21 protein-coding genes and 1 pseudogene are annotated in these 19,105 nt (G+C 64.6%); 6 read left to right on the forward strand and 16 right to left on the reverse strand.

Annotated elements, in window-relative coordinates; genetic code table 11:
• Nucleotides 1-346 (forward strand): annotated as a pseudogene (locus XI04_RS02545) (methyl-accepting chemotaxis protein); the annotation flags it as partial.
• A gap of 218 nt (nt 347-564) precedes the next feature.
• Here XI04_RS02545 and XI04_RS02550 read toward each other — a convergent pair.
• On the reverse strand, nt 565-1,212 hold the full coding sequence (locus XI04_RS02550) for a DUF2865 domain-containing protein (protein ID WP_028142074.1): 648 nt from the start codon (nt 1,210-1,212) through the stop codon (nt 565-567).
• A 17-nt stretch (nt 1,213-1,229) separates the two neighbouring features.
• Nucleotides 1,230-2,009: a L,D-transpeptidase gene (locus XI04_RS02555; RefSeq protein WP_271610453.1), complete on the reverse strand. Its 780-nt coding sequence runs from the start codon at nt 2,007-2,009 to the stop codon at nt 1,230-1,232.
• Between the two features lie 209 nt (nt 2,010-2,218).
• Here XI04_RS02555 and XI04_RS02560 point away from each other — a divergent pair, with 209 nt between their 5' ends.
• The 5 genes from XI04_RS02560 (at nt 2,219) to XI04_RS02580 (ending at nt 6,356) form a co-directional block, all read left to right on the forward strand.
• On the forward strand, nt 2,219-3,331 hold the full coding sequence (locus XI04_RS02560; RefSeq protein WP_028142076.1) for an AI-2E family transporter: 1,113 nt from the start codon (nt 2,219-2,221) through the stop codon (nt 3,329-3,331).
• A 78-nt stretch (nt 3,332-3,409) separates the two neighbouring features.
• Nucleotides 3,410-3,781, forward strand: coding sequence for a DUF883 family protein (locus XI04_RS02565; RefSeq protein WP_028142077.1), 372 nt, complete (start codon nt 3,410-3,412; stop codon nt 3,779-3,781).
• Between the two features lie 93 nt (nt 3,782-3,874).
• Nucleotides 3,875-4,330, forward strand: coding sequence for a hypothetical protein (locus XI04_RS02570; protein ID WP_271610452.1), 456 nt, complete (start codon nt 3,875-3,877; stop codon nt 4,328-4,330).
• A 190-nt stretch (nt 4,331-4,520) separates the two neighbouring features.
• Complete coding sequence (locus XI04_RS02575) at nt 4,521-5,663, forward strand: OpgC domain-containing protein (RefSeq protein WP_028142079.1); 1,143 nt, start codon at nt 4,521-4,523, stop codon at nt 5,661-5,663.
• A gap of 84 nt (nt 5,664-5,747) precedes the next feature.
• Nucleotides 5,748-6,356 (forward strand): TetR/AcrR family transcriptional regulator, encoded by a 609-nt coding sequence (locus XI04_RS02580; RefSeq protein WP_038971346.1) that lies wholly within the window; start codon nt 5,748-5,750, stop codon nt 6,354-6,356.
• Nucleotides 6,357-6,421: 65 nt separating this feature from the next.
• Here XI04_RS02580 and XI04_RS02585 read toward each other — a convergent pair whose 3' ends face one another.
• From XI04_RS02585 to urtB, 14 genes are all read right to left on the reverse strand, one after another.
• Complete coding sequence (locus XI04_RS02585; protein ID WP_271610451.1) at nt 6,422-8,080, reverse strand: CHASE domain-containing protein; 1,659 nt, start codon at nt 8,078-8,080, stop codon at nt 6,422-6,424.
• A gap of 296 nt (nt 8,081-8,376) precedes the next feature.
• Entirely contained in the window at nt 8,377-9,000 is a 624-nt protein-coding gene (gene ureG, locus XI04_RS02590) for an urease accessory protein UreG (protein WP_008131868.1), read from the reverse strand.
• A gap of 39 nt (nt 9,001-9,039) precedes the next feature.
• Complete coding sequence (locus XI04_RS02595) at nt 9,040-9,768, reverse strand: urease accessory protein UreF (RefSeq protein ID WP_081494296.1); 729 nt, start codon at nt 9,766-9,768, stop codon at nt 9,040-9,042.
• Complete coding sequence (locus XI04_RS02600) at nt 9,749-10,399, reverse strand: urease accessory protein UreE (RefSeq protein WP_028142083.1); 651 nt, start codon at nt 10,397-10,399, stop codon at nt 9,749-9,751. Before XI04_RS02600 ends, XI04_RS02595 begins: the two co-directional genes overlap by 20 nt.
• Before the next feature lie 14 nt (nt 10,400-10,413).
• Nucleotides 10,414-10,713 carry a putative quinol monooxygenase gene (locus tag XI04_RS02605; protein ID WP_018318764.1) on the reverse strand — a complete coding sequence of 100 codons (300 nt, stop codon included), beginning with the start codon at nt 10,711-10,713 and terminating at the stop codon, nt 10,414-10,416.
• Nucleotides 10,714-10,855: 142 nt separating this feature from the next.
• Nucleotides 10,856-12,571: an urease subunit alpha gene (gene ureC / locus XI04_RS02610; protein ID WP_095424677.1), complete on the reverse strand. Its 1,716-nt coding sequence runs from the start codon at nt 12,569-12,571 to the stop codon at nt 10,856-10,858.
• A gap of 34 nt (nt 12,572-12,605) precedes the next feature.
• The gene (locus tag XI04_RS02615; RefSeq protein ID WP_212429063.1) at nt 12,606-13,145 is read right to left on the reverse strand and encodes an HD domain-containing protein; all 540 of its coding nucleotides are present in this window, start codon (nt 13,143-13,145) and stop codon (nt 12,606-12,608) included.
• A gap of 57 nt (nt 13,146-13,202) precedes the next feature.
• Nucleotides 13,203-13,508: an urease subunit beta gene (locus XI04_RS02620; protein ID WP_035708642.1), complete on the reverse strand. Its 306-nt coding sequence runs from the start codon at nt 13,506-13,508 to the stop codon at nt 13,203-13,205.
• A 112-nt stretch (nt 13,509-13,620) separates the two neighbouring features.
• On the reverse strand, nt 13,621-13,923 hold the full coding sequence (locus XI04_RS02625) for an urease subunit gamma (RefSeq protein WP_271610450.1): 303 nt from the start codon (nt 13,921-13,923) through the stop codon (nt 13,621-13,623).
• 37 nt (nt 13,924-13,960) lie between these two features.
• On the reverse strand, nt 13,961-14,791 hold the full coding sequence (locus tag XI04_RS02630) for an urease accessory protein UreD (RefSeq protein ID WP_212429064.1): 831 nt from the start codon (nt 14,789-14,791) through the stop codon (nt 13,961-13,963).
• Nucleotides 14,792-14,823: 32 nt separating this feature from the next.
• Complete coding sequence (urtE, locus tag XI04_RS02635; protein WP_018318770.1) at nt 14,824-15,519, reverse strand: urea ABC transporter ATP-binding subunit UrtE; 696 nt, start codon at nt 15,517-15,519, stop codon at nt 14,824-14,826.
• Nucleotides 15,520-15,522: 3 nt separating this feature from the next.
• A complete protein-coding gene (gene urtD, locus XI04_RS02640; protein WP_018318771.1) occupies nt 15,523-16,284 on the reverse strand; it encodes an urea ABC transporter ATP-binding protein UrtD in 762 nt (253 codons plus the stop codon).
• Between the two features lie 6 nt (nt 16,285-16,290).
• A complete protein-coding gene (urtC, locus tag XI04_RS02645) occupies nt 16,291-17,460 on the reverse strand; it encodes an urea ABC transporter permease subunit UrtC (protein ID WP_271610449.1) in 1,170 nt (389 codons plus the stop codon).
• Entirely contained in the window at nt 17,457-19,064 is a 1,608-nt protein-coding gene (gene urtB / locus XI04_RS02650; protein WP_028142091.1) for an urea ABC transporter permease subunit UrtB, read from the reverse strand. Before urtB ends, urtC begins: the two co-directional genes overlap by 4 nt.
• Nucleotides 19,065-19,105 lie beyond the last annotated feature (41 nt).

The following is a 19,105-nucleotide window of genomic DNA, read 5'->3' on the forward strand; positions in this document are numbered from 1 at the left end:
AGAGATCTCCGAGCAGATCGCCGACATCCAGAAGGTCGCGGGCGATGCCATCAATGCGATCCAGGCCATCGGCGGCATCATCGGCGAAGTCAACGAGGTCGCGACCGCGATCGCCGCCGCCGTCCAGGAGCAGGGCGCGGCCACTCAGGAGATCACCCGCAGCACGCAATATGCGGCGCAGGGCACCAAGAACGTCTCGGACAACATCACCGGCGTGAAAGCCGACGCCGACACCGCAGCCGGTGCCGCGGAGAACGTCAAGCAGGCCTCCGAGATGCTGGAAACCCAGAGCCGCCAGCTCGGCCATCAGGTCAGCGACTTCCTCGGCAAGATCCGCGCGGCGTAACGTTGTAAGTTGGATAGCAAACTGCCTCTACACCTTCGGTGGCATCCCCGCGAACGCGGGAATCCATAGCCACGGGGAGGAGTTCGGCGAAGACTCGTGGTTATCGGCTCGTGCCGTAACGCCTCCCTGTGGTTATGGATCCCGGATCTGCGCTTCGCCTGTCCGGGATGACAGCGGAGATTGAGGCGGTAGCGCTAGGCCCACGTGAAGCCGCCGCCCTACTCCTTCGCCACCACAGGCACCTGGCGGAATTTGGCGCGCACCGATGCCGGCAGCGGCGAAAAATTCATCGCGACGCCGCGGCGGTCGTTGGCGTTGCGGCTGGCGACCACCAGGCCGTCAGCGCCGGCGACGATATCGCCCTTGCGCAGCGTGGGATCGTCCTCGACCTTGACCGATGCGAGCCCGGCCGGATCCTTGCCGTTGCAGGTGCAGCCCGCGACGATCTCGTTGCGGTAGCGGAACGCGTTCGGCAGGTCGGAATAGGGCTTTCCATTCTCAGCCGTGGCGTCGTCGATATTGCTGCCATAGACCAGCGACGTCTCGGAAGCCGGGCAGAAGCTCTTGCAGGATTGTGCCTTGCTCTCGGCATCATTGCCTTGCGCCGGGAAGTAGCGGCCGTCGCAGCCGCGCACGCAATAGGCCGTGCCGCCGCCATAGGCCGCGCGTTGGCGAGGGGCGTCGTAGCGTGGCATGTCATCGCCAGGGAACGGCGTCCGGATCTGTGGAGGCCGCGCTCCGAACGCACCGAACAGCGCCGAGAAGAAATCTTCCGCATGCGCCGACGGTGCGAATGCGAGACCGGCGGAGACAACGACCATGATCGCCGTACCGCCAGCCACTTTGCCAATCAGGCGTCTGCTCATATGACTCACTCTTACTCCTAGTTCACGGCCGACGTCGCGATGTTCAGCGCCTGCCGGCCCGACGGCATCGCCGTCACGGCTGGACGCTTGCGCGCGGGGTCGCCGCCCTTGGCCATCAGCGGCGCGTTCTTCGGCAGCACCACGACCTTGGCGCCGACATTAACGCGGCCGAACAGGTCGGTGACGTCCTCGTTGGTCATGCGGATGCAGCCGGAGGAGACGAACTTGCCGATCGTGGAGGGATCGTTGGTGCCGTGGATGCGGTATTCACTGGAGCCGAGATACATCGCACGCGCCCCGAGCGGGTTGCCGGGACCGCCGGCGACGAAGCGCGGCAGATAGGGCTGGCGCGCAATCATCTCGGCCGGCGGATGCCAGTCCGGCCATTCCGCCTTGCGGCTGACGCTCTGCACGCCGGACCAGGTGAAGCCTTCGCGACCGACGCCGACGCCGTAACGGATCGCACGACCATTACCGAGCACGTAATAGAGATAGGTGTTGTTGGTATCGATGACGATGGTGCCGGCCGGCTCGCTGCGGTCGAAGCCGACGATCTGCTTGCGCAGGCGATCGGGCAGCTGGGCATCCTCGTCCGCCGCCTGCCGCTGCGGCGCTTCGTTCACATTGCCCTGCGCGTAACCCTGGTCCTGCGGATACGCCTGCGGCTGCATCGGCGCATAGCCGTAGGTCTGCGCGCTCGCGCCAGCGAACGGCACCGCCAGCAGAGCGGTCGCGAAGGCGAAGGCGGTGACGACGCGCGGCGAAAAGCTGCGACGGACTGCAGAGAACTTTGTCATGTGCTGCCCCGTTGGATGCGTGCATCAGGGTGATGCGCTTGCGAACAAACGCCGCGGGGGCGATTCAGGTTCCGGCCCTGCGCGCGGCATCCTTGTCACAGTCAAGCGAGTGCGTGTTCACGAAGCCGCGATGGAACCGCCGCACTGCTCGCGCATTGTCAGTTCGCCAATGGGCGCGCGGATCGAGGCTTCCGTGCCGGAGAGAGATTGTGCGCGTCCTTCCCAGTGAACGTCTGACTCCCGGCAACAGCGAAGGCAGTCCGCTTCCCGACAGCCATATCGAGCTGCCGCCGGTGATCCGTCGCACCGAGTTCGTCGCCTTCGCGCTTGCCGGCCTCTTGCTGATCGCCATCGTCACCGTGCTCTATGTCGGCAAGGCGTTCTTCCTGCCGGTCGTGATGGCCTTCGTCACCGGCACCATGCTGTCGCCGGCCGCCAGCTTCCTCGAACGGAGCAAGGTCCCGCGCGGGCTCGGCGCCGTCCTGATCGTGGTCGCGGTGACCACGGTGGTGGCCTTCGTGGTGGCGCTGATCGCCTCCCCCGCGATGGAATGGAGCACGCGCCTGCCGGAGCTCGGCGCGCAATTGAAGGACAAGCTGCACGTGTTCGACCGACCGCTCGCGCTGTGGCGCGAGCTGCAGGCCATGGTCGGCGGCTCGGAAGGACTGCCGAACTTCCAGATGCCGAAATTCGATTGGGTGCAGCCGACGCTGGAATTCCTGTCACCGACCTTTACCGAATTCCTGCTGTTCTTCGTCACCCTGATCCTGTTCATCGCAAGCTGGCGCGACCTGCGTCGGGCACTGATCATGACCTTCAGCGACCGCGACGCCCGGCTGCGCACGCTTCGGATCCTCAACGAGATCGAGGTCCATCTCGGCAACTACCTCTTGACCGTCACGCTCATCAATATTGGGGTCGGCGTCGCCACCGGCCTCGTCTGTGCGCTCACCGGCATGCCCAATCCGGCCGGGCTCGGCGCGCTCGCCGCAACCCTCAACTTCATCCCGATCATCGGGCCGATCGCGATGTTCGCCGTTCTGATCGTGGTGGGGCTGGTCGCCTTCCCGACCATCAGCGGCGGCCTGATGGCGGCGCTCGCCTTCGGCGGCCTCACCTTCCTGGAGGGGCACTTCGTCACGCCCATGATCATCGGGCGGCGGCTGGCGCTGAACGCGCTCGCCGTGCTGCTGGCGCTCGCGTTCTGGACCTGGCTGTGGGGACCGATGGGCGCCTTCCTATCGTCGCCGCTCCTGATCGTCGCGCTGATCCTGAAGGAGCATCTGTTGCCGGCGGATGCGCCGCAGCTGCCGCAGGATTGACCGGTTTCCGCGAACGGAACTTCCCCGACGACGAAACGTTTTCCGGCTATCTCAGCCGTCAACAGTTTGGAGCTCCCGATGTCCACGACCAATGCCGAAGCCGGGATGAAGGACTGGACCGACAAAGCCACCAGAGAACGCCTCGAGAAGGATGTAGCAGCCGTGAAAAGCGATATCGCCGCCCTCACCGACCAGATCACCGACGCGCTCAATACCTTTGCCAATTCCACCAGCAAGCAGGCTCGCCGCGGCTATCGCCAGGCGCGCGAAAACATGGATACCGCGCTCGACGACGTGTCGGAGCGCGGCAGTGCAATGATGGGCGCGGCCCAGGAAGCCTACGGCTCGATCGAGGAGACGCTCGAAGACGCGATCACACAGCGGCCGCTTGCGACCGTCGGACTCGCGCTCGGCATCGGCTTCCTGATCGGTGCCGCCTGGCGCCGGTAAGATTTGCGGACGCGTGTTGAGGTGTCGGCACCGGCGCGTTGCCGGTGTCGGCCCGTGACGGTTTGGCTTGCGGGGAATTGAGGAGCGAGGGCCATGTTTCAGCGCATCATCGATGGGATCAGTGCATCCACCGGCACGACGGTGCGACTGACCTCGCTTGCCGCAGCCGCGGCCTTCGCGCTTTTCGTGACGACGTGCTTCCTTTGCGCCGCCGCCTTCATCTCGGTGCTGGATAAATATGGCCCGGTGCAGGCCTGTCTTGCCGGCGCTGGCATCTTCTTCCTGCTGACGCTGGCTGCGGCAGGTTCTTATTGGGGCTACAAGCGGGAGGTGCAGAAGCGCGCCCAGATCGCGGCCGAGCGCGCCGCGAAGTCGGCGGCGCAGAGCATGCTCGCGGATCCCATGCTGCTCGCCACCGGGCTGCAGATCGTCCGTGCCATCGGCGTCAAGCGGCTGCTGCCGATCCTGGCGATCGGCGGCGTCGCCCTCGGCATCATGGCGAGCCGCGCGGGCGTTCCCGACGAGGCGTCGGCTGAACCGGCCGAATAGCGATCCGAGCGGGTCAGAAAATTTCGTTGTAAGTCTTCCGAGCGCATCTATCAGAATTCGTCCATAAGATGCCGCGCAATTTCGCGCCATAACGGGCGCGGCTGCCCCCAGCCATCACGCAAACGCTACTCGGATGGGCAGGCGGTTGCCGTTAAAAGTACCACCCTGATTCCCAAAGCTATTTTAATCAATGAAACCGTCCGTTAAGGCGAACCTCGCCGCATTCCATCACGACGCCAGGCTGTATCTGACGCTCGGTATCGCCAACTGGTCGGTTTTCGTCGACCATATCCCGAACAACGTCGTCAACCTGCTGACGCTGCGCAATTTCGGCTTCAGCGGCGCGGCTGACCTGTTCGTGTTCGTCGTCGGCTATGGCGTCGCCATCATCCACGGCCGGATGGCGCTTGAACGGGGCTACCTCGTGGCGGCGACGCGCATCTTCCGCCGCGTCTGGCGGCTCTACGCCGCCTATGTCGTGCTGTTCGTGATCTACATCGACACCATCGCCTATGTCGCCTCGCAGTCGATGGCGCCGGAGATCATCCACGAATACAATATCTCGGGCATTCTCGAGCACCCGCTGCGGATCCTGGTCCGCGGCCTCGTGCTCCAGGAGGAGCCGCTGAACCTCGACCTCCTGCAATTGATGATCCCGCTGATGGCCTTTTTTCCGTTCGCGCTGTGGGGTCTGTTGCGGTGGCCGAACCTGACCCTGGCGGCATCGGTCGCGCTGTATCTCGCCGCACGCTGGTTCGACTGGAATTTTCGGGTCTATCCGGACCAGGAATGGACCTTCAATCCGCTCTGCTGGCAGATGCTGATGGTGCTCGGGGGCTGGTTCGCCGTGACAGGCGCGCCCGGGCGCGCGCTACGCGACATGCCCTGGCTGCGGATTCTCGCCGGCACCTATCTCGTATTCGCGATGGCCATCACCTTGCTGCGCCATTCGCCGGCAGTGTCGGCTTACCTGCCGGACCTGCTCCTCGACAGCATCGCGCCGACCGAAAAGGAAAACCTGGCGCCCTATCGCGTGATTCACTTCCTCGCGCTCGCCTTGCTGGCGACCCATCTCATTCCGGCCAATCATCCCGGCCTGCAATTGAAGCCGCTGCAGGCGGTCATCCGATGTGGCGAGGAATGGCTCGCCGTGTTCTGCGTCGGGGTGTTCCTGTCGTTTGCGGGCCATCTCATCCTGATCACCAGCGCCAATCTGGTGGCGATGCAGATCGTGGTGAGCCTCGCCGGCTTCGCCGCGATGACCGCGGTGGCCTACTACGTCGCCTGGTCGAGGTGGCAGGATCTCCCCACGGCCTTGCGGCAGCAGGCCTAGCCAGAGAACCGTGCGATTCTGCTAGGCCGAAAGCGGCGGCTGCGCTATGCGGAGAAGCTCTGCGTGAGGAGACCGGGCGTGGCGATGGCGAAAAGCGGGGGGGAAGAGACCGGGAGCACGCCCCGGCGCGGCCGGCCTCGGTCGATCGAGACCAGCAACGCCATTCTCGAAAGCGCCTATGCGCTGATGGCTTCCACCGGCCTTGCCGCCACCACCATCGACGCGGTCGCCCGCCACTCCAGCGTCTCCAAGATGACGATCTACAAATGGTGGCCGTCCCGCGAGGCGCTCTTGATCGACGCCTTTCTTCAACATGCCGCGCAGATGCTGCCGCTGCCTCCGGAGGGCTCCGGCAACCCCGCGGCGCGCGCCCGCCGCCATGCCGCAGCCTACGCCGAGGCGCTCCAGGGCGAGTTCGGCAAGGTCCAGCTCGCGGTGATCTCCGAATGCATTTCCAAAACCGGCTCGGCCGAGCTGTTCTATGCCCGCTATCTGCAATTCCGTCGCGACGCGCTGGTCGAGATGATTGCCGCGGGCCAGAACGACGGCAGCATCCTGGCCGAAGGGCCGGCTGAGGATCTTTACGACGCGATCTATGGCGGCCTGTTCTATCGCTACGTCTTCGGCATCGCGCCAATCACGCCGGCCTATGCCCGCAATCTGGTCGACCTGGTGTTGAGGCCCAAGGGCTAAGCCCAAGGGGTTAAGCCCAAGGGGTTAAGCCCAAGGGGTTAGTCCGAGGCTTAAGCCGGCGGCTTCTATCGCGCAGACCTCACCGGTGCGGAGATCTTGTCCGTGCGGTCGCGCTCGGTCATGTCGACCACCGTCTCCATCGGCGCCGTCAGCTCGTAGACATAGGAGGCGTCGGTGAAATAGCGCTTGGCGGTGCCGCCGAGAGCCTCGGGGGCGACACGGTCGAGCAGGATCAGGCCGAAATCGGAATCGGGGCGGCGGGTCGCCTCGCTGGTGTTGAGCTCCTCCCAGCGGAAATGGAAGACCTCGCCCGCCCCCTCGCCCGTCACGATCCAGCTAGCGGTGATGTGCGGATGCTTTCCGACCAGCGACAGGCCCTCGTCGGAATGCGAGGCAAGTTCGAAGAACAGCAGCGAGAGGCTCTGCGCCGCGCGCGCGCTGACCGCGATATCAGGACCCGTGACGGCAATGCGGTCGGCATGCGGGATGGCGCGCGCCTCGAACAGGCCCTTCAGCTTGACGCCCTGCCACTGGCTCTCGCTGAGCAGCGAGACCACGTTGGACATGGCGTGGATGCGCCCGATCAGGAGCTCGCGGGCGACGTCGATGTCCGAGCCGTGACGCAAGGTGCGCGTCACGATGGACTGGATCACCGCGAGGATATTCTTGACCCGGTGGTTGAGCTCGTCGATCACCGCGGTCAGCCGGCGCTCGAAGCCGATTCTGACCTGGATTTCCCGGCTGAGCCTTAAGTTGTTGTAGGCGACATAGCCAAACAGGCCGCACACCATCGCAGTGATCGCAAAGCCGATCGCCGCCACGATGATCGCGGTCTGCTCGGCGCGACGCGCCGAGTTGGTCTTCGCGTAATAACCCAGCTGCCAGTCACGGCCGCCGAAGCTCACCGTGCGCGTCGCCGATGGCGTCGGCCCGTCCGTCGTCGTCATGCGGGTGGAGACGATTCCCTGATCGTTGGCGACGAGCTCGCCACCTTCCTTGCGCGGGTCCCTGAGCGCGACCGAGAACAACGACATGTCGTCATTGGTCAGCATCAGCGAGGCGAGTTCGTAGGAAAACGTGACGAACCCGGCCGGCTCGGTCGCACCCTCGGGGATGACGGGAGCTGCCACGATGATCCCGACCGGCCCGTTGCCGCGCAACAGCGGAATCGGGTCCGAGGCCACCGACCGCTTCTCGAGCCGGGCCCGTGTCAACATGGCGCTGCGAACCTGATCCTGGTCGTAACTACGGCCAGGCAGAGCCTTGGTCTCGTCGCTGCGCGGCTCGAGATCCAACAGCACGTCGATCGGCTGGGTGATCTCGGCCGGATTGATCGGCTTGTCGTCAAAGGTGCGGATCTTTGGATTGGGGAAGCCGGCGCCTCCAATGGCAGCCTGCGCCGCCGTAAGCTCGTTCGGCTTCAGCCGGGCGATCCAGCCGGCCACCACGAAATCGGTCTTGAAGGCGTAAATGGCCGAGCGCAGCGGCTCCAGCATGTTCGGCTTGATCACTGATGGTGTGCGGAACAGGCCTGAGGCGACACGTGCGAGCAGCTCGCGCTCAGTGAGCCGGTCCTGCACCAGGCTGGCATGAACGTCGATCGCGCGCGCGAGCGCGATACGATCCAGCGCCAGCTCCTGGTCGTGGACGCGATAGGCCGCAAGCCCGGAGAGCAAGGCTCCGAGCAGAGCGATGAAACCGATGATGAAACCCAGCCGGACCACGCGACTACTCAGGCGAAAGCAGGAGGTCGGCAATAAACAAGGAGCATATGTACGCCGCTCGAACGGCCATGTGCCGAAACAGGGTGAACCCCGGTGGCAGAGATAATGAAGGAGGAGGCATCAGTACGCAACTTGGGTCGCCTGGAAAGCTTAATCCGCCCGGCCAATGGTCTGGCCGGGATGAATTGCCCGGGCACCGGAGGTAGTTAATCGCCGTGTCCGAAATTTGTTCCGTGGTTGCGGCCCGGCCCCAGGGTTAACGGCGAAAAAAGCATGCGCCAAGTCGTCGCGCGCTGTCAGCCCGCCCGTTTCAGGCCGCCTTTGGCCTCGATGAAGCCGACAATGCGGTCAAGGCCCTCGCTCTTCTTCAGATTGGTCATGACGAAGGGGCGCTCGCCGCGCATGCGCCTGGCGTCCGTGTCCATCTTCTCCAGGGAGGCGCCGACATGGGGGGCGAGGTCGATCTTGTTGATGACCAGCAGGTCGGACCGGGTGATGCCGGGGCCGCCCTTGGACGGGATCTTGTCGCCGGCGGCCACGTCGATGACGTAGATGGTCAGGTCGGCCAGCTCCGGGGAAAAAGTGGCAGCGAGATTGTCACCGCCGGACTCGATCAGAACGAGATCGAGCCCGGGAAACTTGGCGCGCATGTCCGCCACCGCGGCGAGATTCATCGAGGCATCCTCGCGGATCGCGGTGTGCGGGCAGCCGCCGGTCTCGACGCCGGCAATGCGGTCCGGCGTCAGCGATCCCGAACGCACCAGGAACTCGGCATCCCATTTGGTGTAGATGTCGTTGGTGATCGCGGCAATGTCATAGCGCTCGCGCATGGTCTTGCAGAGCAGGTCCATCAGCGCGGTCTTGCCCGATCCGACGGGACCGCCGACGCCGACACGCAAGGGGCCGTGAGATTTCGACATGTCATTGGCTCTTTCTCGATGGGTCAAAGGTCGCACCGCTCACGACCGGAACAGCCGGGTATATTGCGTCTCGTGCCGCAGGCTGGCGAGATCGGCGCGGAAGGTCGCGCTGCCAAGATCGTCCAATGCTGCGTTCAACGCACGATTGGCGGTGGCGGCAACGGCGGCTTCCAGCCTCACCAGCACGCGCTGGCAGTCGGTCTGGCCGAGCGGAATGAGCCTACTGGCGGCCGAAATCCAGTTGGACACCAGCGCATGCAGGAACGCGTGCAACGTCGGCGCCAGCGCCACGCCGTGCTTAGCTGCAACCACGCCGACCGCGACGGGATAGACCAGTGGCGTGCGGCATGCCGCAACCATGGCATCAAGGCCGTCTGCATCCCAGGCAGCGCGAGCGATGTCGATGAAGGCGCGGCCCTGCGAGATCGTCTCCAGCTGCCGCTCGCGCGACGGCACCATGGCCGCGGCGAGCTCGGCGATGTCGCTCAAGGTCGCATCCTCGCCCATCTCTGCAGCACGATAGGCATGCACCAGAAGCGTCGCGTCGCAAAAGCCGGAGCCGTCGCCGAGCATCGCGTCGAGCCAGTCGGCCAGCGTGGCCGTATCGACGATGTCGCCCGCCTCGACCGCCCATTCGATGCCGCTGGAATAGGAGAAGCCGCCGACCGGGAATGCCGGCGACAGCCAGGTCATCAGCCGGTACAGCGCCGCCGCCTCGCCCTCGGCGAGGTCGCCGGCGCCGACCGACTCACTTGTGGTCATGAGCATGCTTGTGGCCGTGGTGATGGTCGGGATGGTCGCAATGCTCGTCGTGGTGATGGTGATGATCGTGCCCATGATCATGCGCGGCATGATCATGGGGGTGGTGGTCATGCGCGTGATGATCATGGCCATGGTGATCGTGACCATGGTCATGATGATGCCCGTGATCATGATGCGCATGATCGTCGTGGCCATGCGCGTGGCCGGCATCGGCATAGGCGCCGCCTTCGGGATCGAACGGCGCCTCGATCTCGATCACGCGCGCGCCGAGACCCTTCACCATGGCTTCGATGACGTGATCGCGGCGGATGCGCAAGGCCTTGGCCATGATCTGCGTCGGCAGATGACGGTTGCCGAGGTGCCAGCCGACGCGAATGAGGTGATGCGGATCGCGGCCGCGGATTTCCAGCAGCGGCTCGGGCGCCGCGACCACTTCGACGAGCCGGCCGTCCTCCAGCACCAGCGCATCGCCGCCGCGCAGCGCGACGGCCTGCTCCAGGTCGAGCAGGAATTCGAGCCCCCGCGTTCCCGTCATCGCCATGCGGCGGCGGTGCCGATCGTCGAAATCGAGCACCACCGTATCCGCCGGCGCTTCCGTGAAGCGGTGCTGTCCCCTGACCTGCGTCGCCCGGATCATGCGCTTTTACCCCGTTACCTTGTCTCGACCTTCTCGGGCGTGATCACTTCGATCTTCGGCGGTGCCGTGAAGCACTTGACCGCCACGCGCCCGAACGTCTTCATGTGCTCCATGCCACGATGCGGCACCAGCGCCTCGGCGTTCTCCCACTGCTCGACGAACACCATCTTGGCAGGATCGGTGACGCTTTCATGCAGATCATAGGCGATATTGCCGGGCTCCTTCCGCGTCTCCTTGATGCAGGCGGTGGCGGCTGCAATGAATTCGGCGCGCGTCTCTGGCTTGATGGTCAAGGTGGCAACGACGTAGATCACGAGAAATCCTCCCGGCTTTTCTTCTAAGGTTGGATACCGGGCGGGACATTAGACCAGGCAGGATCGAACGCAAAACCGTAAAAGCCATCCCGGGACATGCCCTCTGGACATAATCCCGGGGACATGCGTTGAGGCGCTATTTTCAGTACATGAAATATCGCTGCGCCATGGGCAGCACCTCGGCGGGTGCGCAAGTGAGCAATTCGCCGTCGGCGCGGACCTCATAGGTCTCCGGATCGACGTCGATATTGGGCGTGGCGTCGTTGTGGATCATGCTCTTCTTCGAGATCTTGCCGCGGGTGTTCTGCACGGCATAGAGCTTCTTCTCGATGCCGAGCTTTCGCGCGAGGCCGCCGGTGATCGCTGCCTTCGAGGTGAATACCACGGACGACGCGGTGCGCGCCTTGCCGAAGGCGCCGAACATCGGCTGGTAATGCACCGGCTGCGGCGTCGGGATCGAGGCGTTGGGATCGCCCATGGGCGCTGCGACGATGGTGCCGCCCTTGACGATGCAATCCGGCTTGACGCCGAAGAAGGCCGGCGACCACAGCACGAGATCGGCGAGCTTGCCCTTCTCGACCGAGCCGATCAGTTTCGACACGCCGTGCGCGATCGCGGGATTGATGGTGTATTTGGCGATGTAGCGCTTGACGCGAAAATTGTCGTTGTCCTTGCCCTTGTCCTGCGGCAGTGACCCGCGCTGCTTCTTCATCTTGTCCGCGGTCTGCCAGGTCCGGATGATGACCTCGCCGAGGCGGCCCATGGCCTGCGAGTCCGACGACATCATCGAGAGCGCGCCGAGATCGTGCAGGATGTCTTCGGCCGCGATGGTCTCCTTGCGGATACGACTTTCGGCGAATGCCAGATCCTCCGCGATCGAGGGATCGAGGTGGTGGCACACCATCAGCATGTCCAGATGCTCGTCGATGGTGTTGCGCGTGAAGGGCCGCGTCGGGTTGGTCGAGGACGGCAGCACGTTCTTGAGCCCTGCGACCTTGATGATATCCGGGGCGTGACCGCCGCCGGCGCCCTCGGTGTGGAAGGCATGGATGGTGCGGCCCTTGAACGCCTTGATCGTGTCTTCGACGAAGCCGGATTCGTTCAGCGTATCGGTATGGATCATCACCTGGATGTCGTGAGCATCGGCGACCGACAGGCAATTGTCGATCGCCGCCGGCGTCGTGCCCCAGTCCTCGTGCAGCTTCAGCGCGCAGGCGCCGGCCTTGATCATCTCGACCAGGGCAGCGGGCCGCGATGCGTTGCCCTTGCCGGAGATGCCGAGATTGACCGGGAAGGCGTCGAACGACTGAATCATCCGCCCCATATGCCAGGGACCCGGCGTGCAGGTCGTTGCGAAGGTGCCATGCGACGGGCCGGTGCCGCCGCCCAGCATCGAGGTGACGCCAGACATCAGCGCGTGCTCGATCTGCTGCGGGCAGATGAAATGGATGTGGCTATCGAAGCCGCCGGCGGTGAGGATTTTTCCTTCGCCGGCGATCACGTCGGTGCCGGGACCGATGATGATGGTGACGCCCGGCTGGATGTCGGGATTGCCGGCCTTGCCGATGCCGGCGATCATGCCGTCCTTGATCGCGACGTCGGCCTTGACGATGCCCCAGTGGTCGACGATCAGCGCATTGGTGATGACGGTGTCGGCCGCGCCCTGCTTGTTCGTCACCTGCGACTGCCCCATGCCGTCGCGGATCACCTTGCCGCCGCCGAACTTCACCTCCTCGCCGTAGGTGGTGAGATCCTTCTCGACCTCGATGATGAGGTCGGTGTCGGCCAGCCGCACCCTGTCGCCGGTGGTCGGGCCGAACATGTCGGCATAGACGGAACGCTTCATCTTGACGGACATCACAAGCCCCGTTTGCGTTTGAATGTTTGGTGTCTCACAGCAAGGCCCTCGCTGCTTTCACGGCGTCGTCGAATTTCTCATCGAGCCAGGGATTGCCGCCGCGGCAGCCCGCAACGACCTGCGTGGCCCAGCCGGCGTAGTCGGCGAGATCGTCGCGCTCCTCTGCACTCGGATCGGTCTGAATGCGCGCGCCGATGTTGCTGACCTTGTCGGCGATCTTGATCAGCTTCGCGCCAGCAGATTTCTTCGGCGCATCGACAATCTGCAGACGCCGCCGCTCTGCCTTGGGAAGGCTCATGTCGTCGGTGCATTCGACGACGAGGGAGGCAGCACGCTCCGAGAATTTCTGCGCCAGCTCCTCGCGCGTGGTGTCGGTGTCCTCGATGGTGTCATGCAGCCAGCCGGCCGCGACCAGTTCGGCATCGGCACCGTCGGTCGCGGTCGCCAGCAGGTTCGCGACCTCGGCGAGATGATTGATGTAGGGCTCGTTGCCGCGCCCCTTGCGCGCCATGCCATTGTGACGGTGCGCAGCGAGTTCGGCGGCTTCTGAGACGAGGCGGACGGGCGACAGCATGGCAAAGACCTCCGTTTCCGCCTCAACCGTTCCGCACCGCGCTCGTTCCTGTGGGGTTCACAGCTTCCCCATCACGTCACCACGAAAACCGTAAATCGTCTTCTTGCCCGCCATGGCTACAAGCTGGACGTCGCGGGTCTGGCCGGGCTCGAAGCGGACGGCGGTGCCGGCAGCGATGTCGAGGCGCATGCCGCGGGACTTCTTGCGGTCGAATTTCAGGGCCGGGTTGGTCTCGAAGAAATGGTAGTGCGAGCCGACCTGGATCGGCCGATCACCGGTATTGGCCACCGTCAGCGTCACGGTCTTGCGGCCGGCATTGAGTTCGATCTCGCCGTCCTGGATGAAGAGTTCGCCGGGGATCATTCTATCCTCCTCGTCATTCCGGGGCTCGCGCAGCGAGAAGGCCGGAATCTCGAAACCAAAACCTCTGGATTCCGGGTTCGCCCTGCGGGCGCCCCGGAATGACGAATTCGAATTACCTGATCGGCTCGTGGACGGTGACGAGCTTGGTCCCGTCCAAAAATGTCGCCTCGACCTGGATGTCGTGGATCATCTCGGGAATGCCCGGCATCACCTGGTCGCGGGTGAGGACCTCAGCGCCGGATTGCATCAGCTCGGCGACCGTGCGGCCGTCGCGTGCGCCTTCGAGGATGAAATCGGAAATGATCGCGATCGCCTCGGGATGGTTGAGCTTGACGCCGCGATCCAGCCTTCGGCGGGCCACGATGGCCGCCATCGAGATCAGAAGCTTGTCCTTTTCGCGGGGAGACAGGTTCATGCAGAATCTCTTCCGTTCAACACGTCAATTCGGCCAATCAGTTCAGCCAGAGTCGCGGCAGGGCCGTTCCAGTGCGCGCCAGCACCGTCATCATGTCGACCCGCAACCGCGCCGCATCTTGGGCACAGAACCGGGCCATTGCAAAGCCATTCCACGCCGAGATTCCAACCTCGCCGGAGAATGAGTCCGAGGCTTCGCGGATGCGCTCGACCAGGGCCTCGTCGCCGGGCACGATCAGCGCCGTGCCGATCGCGGCACCGCCTTTGGCGACGGCGGATCGCCCAAGTTTTGCGCCGATATTGCCGTCGAGCCTGATGGTCTCGGCGAACACCAGCCTGCCACCACGCCGTAGCCGCCAGCGGTCGACAAACTCACCCTGCTCCATCCGCTCGCCCATGGCAGTGCGGCCGAACACCACGATCTCGCAGAGCAGGAGCGAGGCGGCATCATCAAGCTCGATATCGAAACGGCGGTGGACCCGGGCGCGGTCAAACAGGATGGTCTCTTGCGGCAACCAGGACAGATGCGCACCCGCATCGACCTTCAAGGCAATGCTGAGCTGCGCCGCGGCTCCGGGCGCCCGATAGACCTTTTCGGCGGCGGCGGTCGTCAGCGTCAGGCGCGAGCTTTGGCCCGCCGTGATGTTGATATCGAAACTGTCGCCACCGGCAACGCCGCCTGCCGTGTTGACGAACACGCCGGAGAGCCCCTCGCCTTCCGGCGAGGGAAAGCGCACGCGCAGCGAGCCGGATTCATGCAAGACGCCGCGCCGCGTCACGCCGTCACGCGCATGGACGTCGAAACGCACCGCGCCGCGGGCACGGTTTGCCTCGAAAACCCCTGACGTGACCGAAACGTCGCTGCGCATCCGCCTCCCCCAGCCGGTCGCGACAGAACTTCTTACAGCGCCATCTGGCGGCTGATCTCGCTCGCGTCCAAATTGGCGCGATCGCAGGTGAATTTCACCGCGCCGCGATCCATCACGGCAAAACTGTCGCCGAGTTCGCAGGCAAAGTCGAGATATTGTTCGACCAGCACGATGGCGATGTTGCCGAGGTTGCGCAAATAGGAGATGGCGCGGCCGATGTCCTTGATGATCGAGGGCTGGATGCCCTCGGTCGGCTCGTCAAGGAGCAGCAATTTCGGCCGCATCACCAGCGCGCGACCGATCGCGAGCTGTTGCTGCTGGCCGCCGGAGAGATCGCCACCGCGCCGGCCGAGCATGGATTGCAGCACCGGAAACAGCGAGAACACGTCGTCCGGAATGTGCTTGTCCTCGCGCTTGAGCGGACCGAAGCCGGTCTTGAGGTTCTCCTCGACCGTGAGCAGCGGAAAAATCTCGCGGCCCTGCGGCACGAAGCCGATGCCCTTGCGTGCCCGCTCATAGGGCTTCAGGCCGGTGATGTCGCTGCCGTCGAGCACGATCGCGCCCGACGAAATCGGATATTGCCCGACCATGGCGCGCAAGAGCGAGGTCTTGCCGACGCCGTTGCGCCCGAGCACGCAGGTCACCTTGCCCGGTTCGGCCGAGATCGAGACGCCACGCAGCGCCTGCGCCGCGCCGTAGAACAGATTGATGTCTTTGACTTCAAGCATCGCTCAGCGTCCCAGATAGACTTCAATGACCCGCTCGTTGGACGAGACCTGGTCGATGGTTCCTTCGGCCAGCACGGTGCCTTCGTGCAGACAGGTGACCTTGACGCCGAGCTCGCGCACGAAGGTCATGTCGTGCTCGACCACCATCACGGTGTGGGTCTTGTTGATCTCTTTCAGCAGCTCGGCGGTCAGATGCGTCTCGACGTCGGTCATCCCCGCGACGGGCTCGTCGACGAGGAGCAGTTTTGGGTCCTGCGCCAGCAGCATGCCGATCTCGAGCCACTGCTTCTGGCCGTGGCTGAGGCTGCCGGCAAGGCGGTTGCGGGCCTCGGTGAGACGGATCGTCTCCAGCACCTTGTCGATGCGCTCGGACTCGGCCTTGCTGCCGCGCCAGAACAGCGTGCCCTTGACGCTGTGGTCGACATTGAGCGCGAGCAGGAGGTTGTCCTGCACGGTTTGGCTCTCGAACACGGTCGGTTTCTGGAACTTGCGGCCGATGCCGAGCTCGGCGATGCGGGTCTCGTCCAGCCGCGTCAGATCGGTGACGCCGTCGAACAGCACCGTACCCTCGTCGGGCTTGGTCTTGCCGGTGATGATGTCCATCATCGTGGTCTTGCCGGCGCCGTTCGGGCCGATGATGGCGCGCATCTCGCCGGGCTCGAGCGTCAGCGACAGATTGTTGATGGCGTGGAAACCGTCGAAGGAGACGTGCACGCCGTCGAGATAGAGCATCGCGGAGGTTGCGCGGTTGTCCATGACGTTCATTTGCGCCTACTCCGCCATCTTGGGTTCGGTGACGCCGTCCTCGGCCGCAGCGCTCACGGTGGTCGCGGCGTTGCGTTTTTCTTTCGACTGGTCCCACCAGGCGTTGAAGGTGCCGACAATGCCCTTCGGCAGCAGCAGCGTCACCAGGATGAACAATGCGCCCAGCATGAACAGCCAGTACGGCGCGAGCACGCCCGAGGTGAAAAACGTCTTGGCGTAGTTGACGACGACGGCCCCGAGCGGGGCGCCGACCAGCGTGCCGCGGCCGCCGACCGCGACCCAGATCACCGCCTCGATCGAATTGCCGGGCGCGAATTCGCTAGGATTGATGATGCCGACCTGCGGCACGTAGAGCGCGCCGGCGACGCCGGCCATGCAGGCCGACACCGTGAACACGAACAGCTTGTAGGATTCGACGCGGTAGCCGAGGAAGCGCGTGCGCGACTCCGCGTCACGCACCGCGATCAGCACCTTGCCGAGCTTGGAGGAGACGATCGCGCGGCAGATCAGGAAGCCTGCGATCAGTGCCAGACAGCTCAGCGCAAACAGCGCGGCGCGGGTGCCCTCCGCCTGCACGTTGAAGCCCAGGATGTCCTTGAAGTCGGTCAGGCCGTTGTTGCCCCCGAAGCCGAAGTCGTTGCGGAAGAAGGCAAGCAGCAGCGCATAGGTCATCGCCTGGGTGATGATCGACAGATACACGCCGGTGACGCGGGAGCGGAACGCGAGCCACCCGAAGCAGAAGGCGAGCAGGCCGGGCACGAGCAGCACCATCAGCGCCGCGAACCAGAACATGTCGAAGCCGTACCAGGTCCAGGGCAGCTTCGAATAGTTCAGGAACACCATGAAGTCGGGCAGGATCGGATTGCCGTAGACGCCGCGGGTGCCGATTTGCCGCATCAGATACATCCCCATGGCGTAGCCGCCGAGCGCGAAGAAGGCGCCGTGGCCGAGCGAGAGAATGCCGCAATAGCCCCAGATCAAATCGATCGAAAGCGCGAGGATCGCGTAGCAGACATATTTGCCCCAGAGCGCGACCAGATAGGTCGGCACCTGCAGGAACGAGCCCGCGGGCAGCAGCAAATTGGAGAGCGGGATGAGGATGCCGCAGGCCGCGACGACGGCAAGGAAGATCGTCGCGCTGCGGTCCAGCGATCGCGTCAGCATGTGAGGGGTCATGCTTCCACCGCACGGCCCTTGAGCGCGAACAGGCCGCGCGGGCGCTTTTGAATGAACAGGATGATGAGAACCAGGATGGCGATCTTGCCGAGCACGGCGCCGGCGACCGGCTCCAGGAACTTGTTGGCGATGCCGAGCGTGAAGGCGCCGACCAGCGTGCCCCAGAGATTGCCGACGCCGCCGAACACAACGACCATGAAGCTGTCGATGATGTAGCTCTGGCCGAGATTGGGGCTGACATTGTCGATCTGCGACAGCGCCACGCCGGCGATGCCGGCAATGCCGGAGCCGAGCCCGAAGGTCAGCGCGTCGACGCGCGAGGTGGCGATGCCCATCGAGGCCGCCATGCGGCGGTTCTGCGTCACCGCGCGCATCTCGAGGCCGAGCGCCGTGTAGCGCAGCATCGCGAGCAGGATCGCGAACACGGCGAGCGTGAACACGAGGATCCAGAGCCGGTTATAGGTGATGGTGATCTGGCCGAGCTCGAAGGCGCCGCTCATCCAGGAGGGATTGCCGACCTCGCGGTTGGTCGGGCCGAACATGGTGCGCACGGCCTGCTGCAGCACCAGCGACAGGCCCCAGGTCGCGAGCAGCGTCTCCAGCGGACGACCGTAGAGGAAACGGATGATGCTGCGCTCGATCAGCACGCCGATCGCGCCGGCGACGACAAAGGCCAGCGGCACCGCGATCAGCAGCGAATAGTCGAACAGGCCGGGATAGCGGGTGCGGATCACCTCCTGCACCGCGAAGGTGGTGTAGGCCCCGATCATCACCATCTCGCCATGCGCCATGTTGATCACGCCCATCACACCGAAGGTGATGGCGAGCCCGATCGCGGCGAGCAGCAGCACCGAGCCGAGCGAGAGGCCGTACCAGGCGTTCTGCACCATGGACCAGACCGCGAGCGAGTTCTGGATCGAGCCGATCGCGCTCGCGGCAGCCTTGGTCACCGACGCCGGCTGGTCGCCCATGCCTGTGAGCAGGGCCAGTGCCTCCTGGTCGCCGCGCCCCTTGAGGGTGGCCACCGCCTCCAGCTTCTCGACCTCGGTGGCATCAGGCTTGAACAGCAGGATGGCCGCGCGGGCGTCGCCGAGCGCAGCCTTGACGGATCTGTTGGTTTCCTTGGCGAGCGCGGCATCGACCGGCTCGAGCGCGGTCTCCTCATGCGACTTGAAGACGGATTGCGCGGCCTGCAGCCGTGTTCCGACGTCCGGCGACTGGAGCGTCAGGCTGCCGAGAGCTGCGTCGACGCTGCGGCGCAGGCGGTTGTTGAGGCGAACTGCGCTCGCGCTGTCGGGAACGCTGGCCACCGCCTGGCCGGTCGCGGCGTCGATCGACTTGCCGTCGGTACCGGTGACGTAAACCTTCTTGCTGTCAGGGTCGGCCATCAGGCGGCCGTCCTGAAGCGCACTGATGATGGGGAAAGCCAGCGGATTGCCGCTGCTTGCGACCACGCCGATCGCCTCGTCCGTATCGGAATAATCATCGTTGGCGAATTTGGCGACCGCATCCTCGAACGGACCGGCGAGGGCCGGCAGCGCGAACGCGATCAGGAACAACGAGAGCGCAAGCGAGCAGAGGCGCGCGGACAAATGGGCTGGCAATGTGAATGACCCCGGCAGAAATGAGTGGAGAAGGCGGCGGG

It is taken from the genome of Bradyrhizobium sp. CCBAU 11430 (assembly GCF_028128855.1).
Lineage (GTDB): Bacteria > Pseudomonadota > Alphaproteobacteria > Rhizobiales > Xanthobacteraceae > Bradyrhizobium > Bradyrhizobium ottawaense.

What these genes read in the sequence shown, in the direction of transcription:
- urtC (WP_271610449.1), bottom strand. Translation starts at nt 17,460, where the DNA reads ATGACCCCTCACATGCTGACGCGATCGCTGGACCGCAGCGCGACGATC.
- XI04_RS02600 (WP_028142083.1), bottom strand. Translation starts at nt 10,399, where the DNA reads ATGATCCGGGCGACGCAGGTCAGGGGACAGCACCGCTTCACGGAAGCG.
- XI04_RS02615 (WP_212429063.1), bottom strand. Translation starts at nt 13,145, where the DNA reads ATGCTGTCGCCCGTCCGCCTCGTCTCAGAAGCCGCCGAACTCGCTGCG.
- XI04_RS02630 (WP_212429064.1), bottom strand. Translation starts at nt 14,791, where the DNA reads ATGCGCAGCGACGTTTCGGTCACGTCAGGGGTTTTCGAGGCAAACCGT.
- XI04_RS02570 (WP_271610452.1), top strand. Translation starts at nt 3,875, where the DNA reads ATGTTTCAGCGCATCATCGATGGGATCAGTGCATCCACCGGCACGACG.
- XI04_RS02625 (WP_271610450.1), bottom strand. Translation starts at nt 13,923, where the DNA reads ATGAACCTGTCTCCCCGCGAAAAGGACAAGCTTCTGATCTCGATGGCG.
- XI04_RS02575 (WP_028142079.1), top strand. Translation starts at nt 4,521, where the DNA reads ATGAAACCGTCCGTTAAGGCGAACCTCGCCGCATTCCATCACGACGCC.
- urtD (WP_018318771.1), bottom strand. Translation starts at nt 16,284, where the DNA reads ATGAACGTCATGGACAACCGCGCAACCTCCGCGATGCTCTATCTCGAC.
- ureG (WP_008131868.1), bottom strand. Translation starts at nt 9,000, where the DNA reads ATGTCGAAATCTCACGGCCCCTTGCGTGTCGGCGTCGGCGGTCCCGTC.
- XI04_RS02555 (WP_271610453.1), bottom strand. Translation starts at nt 2,009, where the DNA reads ATGACAAAGTTCTCTGCAGTCCGTCGCAGCTTTTCGCCGCGCGTCGTC.
- ureC (WP_095424677.1), bottom strand. Translation starts at nt 12,571, where the DNA reads ATGTCCGTCAAGATGAAGCGTTCCGTCTATGCCGACATGTTCGGCCCG.
- XI04_RS02580 (WP_038971346.1), top strand. Translation starts at nt 5,748, where the DNA reads ATGGCGAAAAGCGGGGGGGAAGAGACCGGGAGCACGCCCCGGCGCGGC.
- XI04_RS02550 (WP_028142074.1), bottom strand. Translation starts at nt 1,212, where the DNA reads ATGAGCAGACGCCTGATTGGCAAAGTGGCTGGCGGTACGGCGATCATG.
- XI04_RS02565 (WP_028142077.1), top strand. Translation starts at nt 3,410, where the DNA reads ATGTCCACGACCAATGCCGAAGCCGGGATGAAGGACTGGACCGACAAA.
- XI04_RS02620 (WP_035708642.1), bottom strand. Translation starts at nt 13,508, where the DNA reads ATGATCCCCGGCGAACTCTTCATCCAGGACGGCGAGATCGAACTCAAT.
- XI04_RS02595 (WP_081494296.1), bottom strand. Translation starts at nt 9,768, where the DNA reads ATGCTCATGACCACAAGTGAGTCGGTCGGCGCCGGCGACCTCGCCGAG.
- urtE (WP_018318770.1), bottom strand. Translation starts at nt 15,519, where the DNA reads ATGCTTGAAGTCAAAGACATCAATCTGTTCTACGGCGCGGCGCAGGCG.